Source organism: Halostella limicola (assembly GCF_003675875.1).
GTDB classification, from domain to species: Archaea; Halobacteriota; Halobacteria; order Halobacteriales; family Natronoarchaeaceae; genus Halostella; species Halostella limicola.
In genome coordinates, this window is the sequence record NZ_RCDI01000003.1 from 477,157 (window position 1) to 487,158 (window position 10,002).

Annotated in this window: 15 protein-coding genes and 1 tRNA gene; 3 read left to right on the plus strand and 13 right to left on the minus strand. The window is 69.6% G+C overall.

From position 1 onward, the window contains the following. The first annotated feature begins 58 nt into the window (after nucleotides 1–58). A complete protein-coding gene (locus D8670_RS15675; protein WP_162994318.1) occupies nucleotides 59–1,252 on the plus strand; it encodes a hypothetical protein in 1,194 nt (397 codons plus the stop codon). Nucleotides 1,253–1,305: 53 nt separating this feature from the next. On the opposite strand, the gene D8670_RS15680 is transcribed toward D8670_RS15675, so the two are convergent. Both D8670_RS15680 and D8670_RS15685 read right to left on the minus strand, forming a co-directional pair. Beyond that, complete coding sequence (locus tag D8670_RS15680) at nucleotides 1,306–1,830, minus strand: hypothetical protein (RefSeq protein ID WP_121819062.1); 525 nt, start codon at nucleotides 1,828–1,830, stop codon at nucleotides 1,306–1,308. Between the two features lie 163 nt (nucleotides 1,831–1,993). Further along, nucleotides 1,994–2,077: transfer RNA gene (locus D8670_RS15685), tRNA-Leu, on the minus strand. 83 nt (nucleotides 2,078–2,160) lie between these two features. Between D8670_RS15685 and D8670_RS15690 the strand changes: the two genes are divergently transcribed. Then, nucleotides 2,161–2,469, plus strand: coding sequence for a transcription initiation factor IIB family protein (locus tag D8670_RS15690; protein WP_121819063.1), 309 nt, complete (start codon nucleotides 2,161–2,163; stop codon nucleotides 2,467–2,469). On the opposite strand, the gene D8670_RS15695 is transcribed toward D8670_RS15690, so the two are convergent. From D8670_RS15695 to D8670_RS15720, 6 genes are all read right to left on the minus strand, one after another. After that, entirely contained in the window at nucleotides 2,470–2,958 is a 489-nt protein-coding gene (locus D8670_RS15695) for a phosphopantetheine adenylyltransferase (RefSeq protein WP_121819064.1), read from the minus strand. 39 nt (nucleotides 2,959–2,997) lie between these two features. Then, nucleotides 2,998–3,657, minus strand: a complete 660-nt coding sequence (locus D8670_RS15700; RefSeq protein WP_121819065.1) for a winged helix-turn-helix transcriptional regulator — start codon at nucleotides 3,655–3,657, stop codon at nucleotides 2,998–3,000. A gap of 46 nt (nucleotides 3,658–3,703) precedes the next feature. Next, nucleotides 3,704–4,789, minus strand: coding sequence for a glutamate--cysteine ligase (locus tag D8670_RS15705; protein ID WP_121819066.1), 1,086 nt, complete (start codon nucleotides 4,787–4,789; stop codon nucleotides 3,704–3,706). Between the two features lie 59 nt (nucleotides 4,790–4,848). Beyond that, nucleotides 4,849–5,313, minus strand: coding sequence for a dual specificity protein phosphatase family protein (locus D8670_RS15710; RefSeq protein WP_121819067.1), 465 nt, complete (start codon nucleotides 5,311–5,313; stop codon nucleotides 4,849–4,851). A 61-nt stretch (nucleotides 5,314–5,374) separates the two neighbouring features. Further along, nucleotides 5,375–6,004 carry a fibrillarin-like rRNA/tRNA 2'-O-methyltransferase gene (locus D8670_RS15715; protein ID WP_121819068.1) on the minus strand — a complete coding sequence of 210 codons (630 nt, stop codon included), beginning with the start codon at nucleotides 6,002–6,004 and terminating at the stop codon, nucleotides 5,375–5,377. Then, nucleotides 6,001–6,840 carry an NOP5/NOP56 family protein gene (locus tag D8670_RS15720; protein ID WP_121819069.1) on the minus strand — a complete coding sequence of 280 codons (840 nt, stop codon included), beginning with the start codon at nucleotides 6,838–6,840 and terminating at the stop codon, nucleotides 6,001–6,003. Before D8670_RS15720 ends, D8670_RS15715 begins: the two co-directional genes overlap by 4 nt. A gap of 212 nt (nucleotides 6,841–7,052) precedes the next feature. On the opposite strand from D8670_RS15720, the gene D8670_RS21055 reads away from it, so the two are divergent. Next, complete coding sequence (locus D8670_RS21055; RefSeq protein WP_162994319.1) at nucleotides 7,053–7,199, plus strand: DUF7331 family protein; 147 nt, start codon at nucleotides 7,053–7,055, stop codon at nucleotides 7,197–7,199. Nucleotide 7,200: 1 nt separating this feature from the next. On the opposite strand, the gene paaE is transcribed toward D8670_RS21055, so the two are convergent. From paaE to paaA, 5 genes are read right to left on the minus strand one after another with little or no spacing between them, the layout of a single operon-like run. Next, complete coding sequence (gene paaE / locus D8670_RS21060) at nucleotides 7,201–7,368, minus strand: 1,2-phenylacetyl-CoA epoxidase subunit PaaE (protein WP_162994320.1); 168 nt, start codon at nucleotides 7,366–7,368, stop codon at nucleotides 7,201–7,203. Further along, nucleotides 7,365–7,853, minus strand: coding sequence for a 1,2-phenylacetyl-CoA epoxidase subunit PaaD (gene paaD / locus D8670_RS15725; protein ID WP_121819070.1), 489 nt, complete (start codon nucleotides 7,851–7,853; stop codon nucleotides 7,365–7,367). The genes paaE and paaD overlap by 4 nt, the downstream gene beginning before the upstream one ends. Next, nucleotides 7,846–8,688, minus strand: a complete 843-nt coding sequence (paaC, locus tag D8670_RS15730; RefSeq protein ID WP_193569405.1) for a 1,2-phenylacetyl-CoA epoxidase subunit PaaC — start codon at nucleotides 8,686–8,688, stop codon at nucleotides 7,846–7,848. The genes paaD and paaC overlap by 8 nt, the downstream gene beginning before the upstream one ends. Continuing rightward, nucleotides 8,688–9,008, minus strand: coding sequence for a 1,2-phenylacetyl-CoA epoxidase subunit PaaB (gene paaB, locus D8670_RS15735; RefSeq protein WP_121819072.1), 321 nt, complete (start codon nucleotides 9,006–9,008; stop codon nucleotides 8,688–8,690). Before paaB ends, paaC begins: the two co-directional genes overlap by 1 nt. Before the next feature lie 2 nt (nucleotides 9,009–9,010). Beyond that, a complete protein-coding gene (gene paaA / locus D8670_RS15740; RefSeq protein WP_121819073.1) occupies nucleotides 9,011–9,952 on the minus strand; it encodes a 1,2-phenylacetyl-CoA epoxidase subunit PaaA in 942 nt (313 codons plus the stop codon). Nucleotides 9,953–10,002 lie beyond the last annotated feature (50 nt).

Sequence of the window (10,002 nt, forward strand, 5' to 3'; positions counted from 1 at the left end):
GGTATCGTTCAATTAGAGCCATGGCTTTGCTTGTTATTACCTAACAAGATGTATCGCCATGACGCATCACGACCACCACCGACACGGCATTGGCAGACGACCACTCGTGAAGACCGCCGCGCTCGGGCTGCTGGGGGCGGGGTTCTGGACGCAGTCGGGCGCTGCGACGGCCGCGCAGCAAGTGGACTACGTGCCTCCGAGCGTGATCACCCTCGACGCGGAGTCGGACCGGGTCGAATACCGGATCCGGGTCAGCGGGAATCTCACGCGAGGGCGGTACGGCGACGCGAACGACGACGTGCAGGCGGGCGGCATCGTCGACGGTCGACTGACCTCCCGTGACGACAGGGACAGCTTCCGGTTCTCGGGCGAGGTCACCGAGTTCGAGATCGCCGACGGCGACGCGTCCGTCTCCGTCAACGGCGAGCGGGTCAACGACCCCGTCGGCCACCCGGAACTGCCTCGGAGCATCGTCCTCCGGGCGGTCTCCGACTCGGTCGAGTACGACCTTCGGGTGAGCGGGGACCTGCAGATGGGCGGATTCGGCGGCCCGAACGAGTCGATCGAGGGCGGGGACTCCGTCTCGGGCGTCCTCGACCGCGAGGGCGCGGTGGACAGCTTCCTCTTCTCGGGCGAGGTCACCGAGTTCGAGATAACCGACGGCGACGCGACCGTCTGGGTCAACGACGCGCGGGTCGACGACCCGACGCGCGCGACCGACCCGTCGGCCGACGGCAACGCGGTCACGCTCCGGCCGCTGACCGACCGGGCGGAGTACCGGGTCAGCGCCGACGGTCCGATCCGATTCGGGGACGAGGCCGGTGACGGCGACGAGATGGTCGACGGTGACGCCGTCGAGGGCGCGCTGGAGGGCGACGAGGCGGACGACTACGAGCTCTCGGGGGACGACCTCGTGGTCGAGGTGACGAGCGGCGTGCTCGCGTTCACGGTCTCCCGGGAGGAAGCCGACGACCCCGCCGAGGACGACCTCCCGCACGCGATCACCGTCTCCGGTCTCGGCGGCGACGTCAACTACCGGTTCTCGGTCACCGGGACGGTCGAGTTCGGCGAGGGGGCGGAGACGACGGACACCGACCTCCCCGCGGACGAACTGTCCGGCGACGACACGGTCGAGGGATGGGTCCACGCCCACGGCGACACGCCCTTCTCCGACGACTACCGGTACTCCGGGACCGTCGAGTTCGAGCGCGCCGAAGCGCCCGTGGAGATCGAGATCTCCCGGAACGCGTAGGCTCCCGGCGTGCGGACGGCTCCGGCCGGCGGACGCCGCAGTTCCGTCGGCTTTTACGCGCCGTTGCCGCGACCGTTGTTACCGCCGTTGCCGTTTCCGCCGCCGTTGCCGTTCCCCGGGCAGTCGTAGCCGAACGTTGCGGTCAGCTCCGCGTCGCGGATTGCCACGTTCGTCGCGTCGGCCTCGCTCACGGTCACGACGACCTCCGCGGTTCCCGTACCCCCGCCCGGCGGATCACAGCGAGCGTCGACGTCCGCGGTCTCGCCGGGTGCCAAGGTGTCGTTGACAGTCGTCCCGTCCCTCTCGGCGGCTGTCCCCGCGTTCGTCGTCGTCACCTGATAGGTCACCGTCACGGTCTCCCCGAGGTTGTTCCGAAGCACCGCGACCGTCGTCAGCGTCTTGTCCGTCACGTTGTTCCCCGTGCCGTCGAGCGCGAGCAACGCGCCGTCGTCGGGCGCGACGGTGACGCTCGTCGCCCTGTCCGCGTCGACCGTGCTGAACGCGGCCGTCGGGGAGACGGAGACGAGGACGCCGCCGAGGACGAGGAGGACGCTCAGTGTGAGGACTCGTCTCCGCATTTGTTGGGGTTTTGATGGCTTTAGGTATCAAACTACTGGTGCGACAGTAACAGTTGAAAACCCGGATCCGGACTTGGACCTCGGTCACTCCGGTTCGCTCCGTTCCTTGCTCCAAATCCCTCCTGCACGCGCACTCTCCGCTCACGAGTTGTTCGCGGAGAAGTGCGCGGGACCGGATTTGAACCGGCGGACCCCTACGGGACAGCGTCCTAAGCGCTGCGCCGTTTCCTGGCTTGGCTACCCGCGCTCGCTCCGAGGTACCGCCGTCGGAGAAAAATACCTGTCGTTCCGGACCGCGGGCTTAAGGCCGATGCCGCCCAATCGGCCCGCATGTATCGGGCCCGGGACCGGGTGGACAACGAGGAGTGGATCGAGACGCTCCACGCCGCGGCGGACCGGCTGGACCTCGGCGCGGAGCCGCGCTCGACCGCGGTCGACCTGTTCCTGACGGCGATCCAGTCGGCCGACGGTTCGAAGCGCACGGTCATGGCGGCGAGCCTCTACGCTGGGTCGCTCATCGCCGGCGAGCAGCGGTCGCAGGGCGCGGTCGCGGACGCGGCGGACGTATCGAGGCTGAGCATCCAGCAGCGGTGGAAAGAGGTGCTGCGGACAGCGGGGCTGGAGCCGCCGGGCTGGTGATCAGCGGCGCTGTTCGCGGCCCTCGCGCTCGGGCGTGAGGTTGCCGTGTTCGTCTATCTCGCCGCGGACGATGCGCGTGCTGGAGATGATGTCCCCGTCCTCGGCGTGCTCGTACTCGACGACCTCGATGGTGAGGGGGTCGTGGCCGCGCTCATCGCGGATCTCGTTTATCCGCTCGGCCCCGTCCGCGGTCTCGGGCGAGACGATGAGGTAGTCGAACTGCGGTTCCGTCGCGATCCCCGTCGGCCGTTCGAGCGTTCGGATCTCGTAGTCGCGGTCGTACGTCTCGGCGAAGTCCGCGAGTTCGGCGTCGAGGTCCGCCTCGCGCTCCTCGAACGGCCGGACGTAGCGGTCTTCCTTCCGGGTCTTCGGGGCGAGCTCGTCACTGGTGAGACCGACGGTGACGTCCCCGAGTTCGAACGCGCGGTCGAACAGGGCGCGATGTCCGTCGTGCACCGGGTCGAACGTCCCACCCAGCGCTACCTTCATATCGTCGTAAAACGCGGCCCGGTGCTTAAAACAGTCGGCTTACGTTTCGTCGCCCTCGGCGTCCACGTCGTCGCCGTCGTCGACGGTGATCGTCACCGGATCGGCGTCGTCGTCCTCGACGGGTTCGGCGTCGCTCAGGTAGTCGTCGAGGTTGAAGACGGTGTTCAGCTCCGTCTGGATCTGCCCGACGATACCGCCGACGAGTTCGCTCGGCGCGATTGCGGTGTACTCGTAGGGGTTGTTGCCCGCGCCCTCGCTCTCGCGTTTTCGGCGGGAGACGATCTCCTCCTCGTGGAGCTCGGCCAACGCCTCGCGGACGGTGCTCGGGTACAGGCCCGTCCCCTCGGCGATCTCCTCGCTTGTCGACCCCGGATTCTGCCGGAGGTAGACGTAGATCCGCGCCCGCGTCTCCGTGTCGAGGATCCACGAGAGCAGGTCGACGACGCCCTGGTCGAACCCCTCGACGGCGCGCTCCTTGGTCGATTCGCCCCCCGCCTCGGCGTCGGTCTCCTCGTCGACGACCGTCGTCTCCTCGCCGTCCGCATCGACGGCGACCTCCTCGTGGACCTCGCCGTCGTCGTCTACTTCGAGGCGCTCCTCGACCTCCACGCCGTCGTCGACGTCGACGGTCGTCTCCTCGACCTCTCGGTCCTCGATGTCGACGTCGCTGTCTCGGTCGTCCGCGGTGTCGTCGTCCATTGTCCTCTCAGGAAGGACGAAAAAGCCGTGCGGTAAAAAGCCTTTCTCAGAGCACTAACGATTCGCAGAGCGCGTCGAGGCCCTCCTCGCGGCGGCGGCGCTGGCGGCTCGCGCCGCTCTCGGCGTCGTAGAGGTCCCGGATGCCGTCGACGCCGAGTCGGTCGGACTCCCGGTCGACGAGTTCGCCGAGGTCGACCGTGTCGTCGCCGTCGCGGGTGACGAACGCGGCGTCGTGGCCGTGCCGGATGGCGCGCCACTTGTTCTCGTCGAGGAGTTCACGCCGGAGGCGACCCCCGCCCGCCGCCGTCGGGTCGGGGCTGTCCTCGTAGCGCTCGGCGAGGTCGACGACCAGCGCTCGAGTGTACTCGGCGAACGCCAGCACGCGGTCGGGGTCGGCCTGCCCGTCGGGGGTGCGCACCTCGACGGTCCCGTGGTCGGTGTGCGGGCGGACCTCGTACCACAGCTCCCCGCGGTCGTTGATAGAGCCGGTGTCGATCATCCGCTGCTCGAACTCGCGGTACGCCGCGAAGTCCTCGAACGCGGTCGGCATGCCGGTGTTTGGCAGCCCCTCGAAGATCTTCGCGCGGCCGGACTGGAGGCCGGTGTCGAACCCGTTCCAGAACGGCGAGTTCGCCGACAGCGCGAGCATCGGCGGCAGGAACCACCGGATGCGGTTCGCGATCCACGTCGCCTTGTCCGCGTCGTCGACGCCGACGTGGACGTGCAGGCCCGCCGTCGTGTTGCGGTGCTGCGGGTACTGGATGCGGTCGAGCTGCGAGCGGTAGCGCGGCTTCTCGGCGTGTTCCAGTTCGCGCCACTTCGCGGCGGGATGCAGCCCCGCGGCGGCGATCCGGTAACCGTGGCGCTCGGCGTGGTCGACGAGGGCGTCGCGGACCTCGTAGAGCGTGTCCGCGGCGTCGCCGGGCGACTCGATCACCGGCGTCTGGGTCTCGATGACGCACTTGAACAGCTCGTGGTCCACCCTGTCCTCCAGGATCTCGGGCGGGTCGTGCCGGTAGACGAGGTCGTCGGTGCCGGAGACGGGGCGGCCGTCCTCGTCGACGACGTAGAACTCCTCCTCTATCCCAAGCGTACCCAGTTCGTCGAACCGCTCGGCGGCGCCCGTGTCCATCGCCCGTGGGTTTGCAATCCGCGAATAAATAGGGTTTGGAGTCGGCAGAGCGCCCGCGGCTACGAGTCGGCGGCGAGATAGACTACGGCCGACTCGTGGAGCGCCGGGTGCGGCATCGCGAGCGGCCGGGCCTCGTGCACGTCCGCCAGCGCGTCGCGGAACTCCCGGCCCTCCTCGGCGGCGAGCGCCGTCGCGACGAGCGTCGCGCTCCGCGAGACGCCCGCCCTGCAGTGGATCAGCGTTCGCCCGTCTCGGCGGTAGAGATCGCGGGCGGCGTCCGCGGCCGCCTCGAACGCGGGCCACTCGATGCCCCGTCCGTCGGTGAGCGGGTGGTGGTGCGTCGTGAGCGGTCGCTCCTCGGCCGTCGCCGACAGCACGTGCTCGAACGTTCGGTCATGCTCTTCCGGATGCGCGGCGAGCCCGTTCCCCAGGAACAGGTCGCGCTCGCCGATGCGGCGGACGATCGGCTCGTCCGCGACGTACCCCTTCGGGCGCACGAACGGGCCCTCGGCGTTTCGGTCCACGCTCCCCCTGCGAGCGGGCGGGTGTTAAAACCGGCCGAGGCCGTCGTCCGACCCGACGCGCCTACTGCGGCCGCGCGACCACGCCGAGGTGGTCGTCGTGGAACGGCTCCAGCCGCTCCGTTTCGAGCACCTCGTAGCTCTCCGCCAACTCGTCGAGCACCGCGTCGAACACGTCGTCGGGCTCGCCGGTCACGTCCTCGCTCCGGGCCTTGATCGCCGCGACGAGGCGGCCGTCGTCGGCGAGGAACCGGCGGTTCTCCGCGGCGACGCGGGCCTGCCCGCGCGTCGCCACGTCCTGCACGACGGCGTCGAGGCCGCTCTCGACGACGTGGGCGTACGTCTCGGGCTTTCTGGCGTCCTTCAGCAGCGGGAACAGTCGGTCGCGGTCCCGGGCCGCGTCGAGCAGGTCGCGGGCGGGTCGCGCCGCGAACTCGACGGCGTAAGTGGGGCCGGCGAAGTCCGCGACGTGGCTCACCGTGGTGCCGCTCGCCGCGCCGAGGTAGAGGACGCCGTCGCCGCCGTCGAGGCCCACGTCCATCCCCAGTTCCAGCATCGCGCCGAGCTTCGACCGGCGGGCGTCCCACAGCCGCCAGCCGTCCTCGGTCGGCTCGCCGTACACCGGTTCGCCGCGGGTCGCGAGCCGGTCATCGCCGTCGAACGCCCGGCGCGTGACGCCGTCGGGGAGGCTCATTCGCCCTCACCCCGCGCGCGGATGGTCTCGATGCGTTCGTCCAGCTCCCGGTCGATCTCCGGCTTGCGCTCGCCCGAGTAGTGGTCGATGCGGGCCGCGATGGTGAGCTTCCCGGCGAGCGCGCGGGACGCCGACCCGCGGTGCTCCGGCGCGGTGCCGCGGACGTACTCGTGGGTGTAGATGATGCCGTGCTTCGGCGAACTCGCCCGGCCGCGGAGGTGCGCGAACAGCGCATCCTCCGCGCCGAGCACCTGCACGGTGCCGCTCGGCATCTTCGCGAGCGACTCCAGCCCGCCGGCGAGCGCGATGAGCCGGGCGGCGAGCACCGGTCCGGCCATCGCGGCGAGGTTCGGCGCGACGGTGCCGGCCTGCCGCTCGACGTACTCCCTGAGTTCGTCGCTCTCCTCGGCCAGCGACGCGACCCGTTCGGCGAGGGAGACGACGCGGCGCTCGGTCGGCCCCGCCGGGTCGCGCTCCGCGATGTCGCGCGCGCCCTCGACGCCGGTGCCGGCGTCCTCGAACAGCGTCCCGGCCCACTCGGCGACGCGTTCGGCGAGTTCGTTGGCGGTCCGCTCGCAGTCGTCCATCGCCCTGACGGCGTGGACGAGCTGCTTGTCGTCCGAGCGTTCGGCCGCCTCGACGGCGGCCGCAGTGGCGGACAGCGTCGCCTCGCGGAGGCGGTCGTAGTAGTCGTCCTCGCCGTCGGCGAACCCGGCCTCGACGGCCCGCGACGGCCAGTCGGCCGGGTCCTCGCTGCGCCCCTCCCGGACGCGGTCGGTCGCCGATTCGGCGTCGTCGGGGTCGAGATCCGCGAACCAGCCCTGCGCGTTAGTCATGTCCCCCGATTCGCGGGTGAGCGATTAAAACCGTGTGACTCGCCGCCGCGCGCGTCGCGTTTCCGCGGTCGTCCCGTCGGCCGCCGCTGGTGGCCGGCGATCCGCGGCAGCCCTCCGACCGGATCGGACGCCCGGTCGCGAGAGGACCTGACATGTCCGCCTGTCGCCGAGACATCTTTTTGTACCGTGTAGCTCCCACTCTCAGGTAGCGAATGGAACCGAACCAACAGCCCTCCCCCGACGAGACCGACGACAGATACCGCGGGTACGAAACCGACGACGGCCGGTTCGTGGTGTACGACTCCGACAACGGGAACGCCTGGATCCACTCCACGGCGGCCGTCGACGTCGAGCGATAACCTACCCGAACTTTTCGAACGGCTGTTCGCAGGCGTTACAGAAGTGCATCGACCGGCAGAGCGACGGCCCCTTCGGGTGCTCCCGCTCCGTGTCGGTCGACCCGCAGTAGGGACACTCCGCTCGGGCGTCGTCCCCGCGCGTGTCGACGCTCGGGTCCGGTCGCCTCATAGCGACAGCCCGAACTCCCGGAGCCGTTCGCGGCCCTCGGGCGTCACCATCTCGACCGACCACTCGGGGCTCCAGACGAGGCGGACGGACGCCTCCTCGACGCCCTCGGCGCTCGCGGCCGCGGACTCCACGTCGCCGGTGAGCATGTCCCGCGCCGGACACCCCGTGTAGGTCAGCGTCATCTCGACCGTCGCCTCGCCGTCCTCGACCTCGACGCCGTAGATCAGGCCCAGGTCGACGACGCTCACCGGCATCTCGGGGTCCTCGACCTCGTACAGCTCGTCCCAGACGCTGCGCTCGACGCCGGACGCCCCCGCGCCGGTCGCGGGCACGTCCTCGGGGGCGTCGCCCTCGTCGTACTCCGTGTACGCGCACGGGGCAGCGTCCGTCTCGATGTCCCCAAGTGCGCGGTCGGCGTCTTCCGAAGCGTCGCCGGCGTCCACTTCGTCCGGTGCCGCGTCGCCGAGGGGCACGTCGCTACTCATCGGTGGGCTTGTCCATTATCCGCGTGGTGTCCGTCCGTTCGAGTTCCCGGTAGGTGCGGGTCATCTCGTCGTGCAGGTCGACCCAGTCGTCGGTGTGGCTCCGGTCCCGGCCGACGGCGTCCGGCAGGTGGTCGGCGTGGTCGTCGTCCGGGTCCATCGGGAGGCGGAGACCGACCGACTCCAGGAACGGCTCGACCGTCGCCAGCCACTCCTCGCGGAGGTCGTCGAGGCCGCGCCGCCGGATCCCGAGATCGACGACGTCCTCCTCGACGGTCTCGTCCGTCGGCTCGAACAGCGTCAACGCGTGCGGGAACAGGCGGTCGACGGCGCTCTGCAGGCGTCGGCGGCCGTCCTCGTCGCCGGCGAGTCGCTCCAGCCAGTTGCGGGCGTGCTCGCGGTGGTACTCCTCCTCGCCGCGCACCTTGCCGACGCGGTTGACGATCCGCGGGTGCGCGGAGTCCTCGAGCGCCTCCAGCCGGCAGTTCTCGGCGACGTCGTAGAGGTAGCCGCGGACGACGGCGTCGGCCCAGTCGCCGTCCTCGAACGGCACCTCCGCGAGCGTCGCGTGGCGGAACTCGCCGGGGTCGCGCTCGTAGATGAGGTCGGACTCGGAGTAGCCGAGGTCCTGCAGCAGGTCGTACCAGAGGCGCGCGTGGCCGAGCTCGTCCTGCGCGATGTTGGCGAGCGCGAGGTCCGACTCCAGCGTCGGCGCGGCGACCTGCCACTCGGTGTAGCGCTCGGCCAGGACGAGTTCGTCGTCGGCCAGGCGATAGAGCAGGTGTTCGACGGCGGTACGTTCGCGTTCCGAGAGGTCGTCCGGGTCGAGTCGCGTCATCAGTCGTCACCCCGCTGTCGCTCCGCGGCTTCCTGTTCCTTCTGCGAGTCGGCCACTTCCTGCGCGAAGTCGGCGTCGACGCCCTTGTACGTCATCGCCCAGCGGTAGGACTTGTCCGTCGTGCCGCCGAAGTGGGCCTCCTCGGTGTCGACCTCGCCGACCTCCTCCTGCGGGACGACCCAGAGGCTGTTGGTCGGCTTCCGGCGGCCGTGCTGGATCTGGGCAAACAGCTTGGCCATCTCGCGGTCGGGCGCGTGGACGTTGCCGCAGTGGGCGTGGTAATCCCCGGACTTTTCCTGGCGGAACACTTCCCAGATCATGGTCAGTCGGCCGCCTGCGGCTCGTGGCCGCGGGTGCGGTTCTCGTGGTCGTCTAACGCGTTGCGGACCCACTCGACGGCCTCCTGGGCGCGCCGGCGCCCGTCGATCTGGGCCTTGCCGGGGTCGTAGTCGTTCTTCGCGATGGCGAAGAACTCGCTCCAGTCGAGGTCGTCCTCGACGACCTCGTAGGTGCCGTCGTCGCGCTCGCGGATGCGCGGCTCGTCGGGGATCTCCAGCCCGTACTTCTTCGCTTTCGGGACGTAAGCGTCGATGAAGGCGTTCCGGAGGTCGTCGTTGGTCATCGTCTTCAGGCCGACGTCGGCCGCGAAGTCGTGGTGGGTCGACTTGTCGTTCGTGGGGCCGAAGAACTGGATGATGCGGGGCCACCACTCGTCGAACGCCTCCTGCAGTTTCTCCTGTTCCTTCTTCGACCCGGTTGCGAGCTCCTTCATGATGTCCTCGCCGTGCTTGACGTGGAACCCCTCTTCGAAGCAGATCTTGTCCATGGCGTGGGCGTACGGCTCCCACGAGGTCCGCTTGAGGGTGGCCTGCCGGCGCATCGCCGCGCCGTCGACGAAGAAGGCGATCATCGGCGTCTCCCACCACTCGTCCATCGAGTAGTGGAAGCAGTTGAGGAACTTCCCCTCGCCGTTCGCCAGCTCGTCGAGCATCTCGTCGCGGCTCTTGATCCCGAGCGACTCGGCCGCGCGGTACAGCAGCTGGCCGTGCCCGATCTCGTCCTGTACCTTCGCGGAGAACGCCAGCTTCCGGTCGAGGCTCGGCGCCTGCCGGATGAACGGCTTCTCCAGGTACGCCCCCATGATCTCGCTGTTGGCGTGGAACTGGATCATCCGGGTGGCAGCCTCCCGGTACTCCCGTGGCATGTCGTCGTGCGGGCTGAACTCGCGCGGGCCTGCCCGCTCTTTCACGGCGTCTATGTCCATGGTCGACCATTACAGTCGCGGCCGCTTACTAATTCACCCGTCTATGTGCG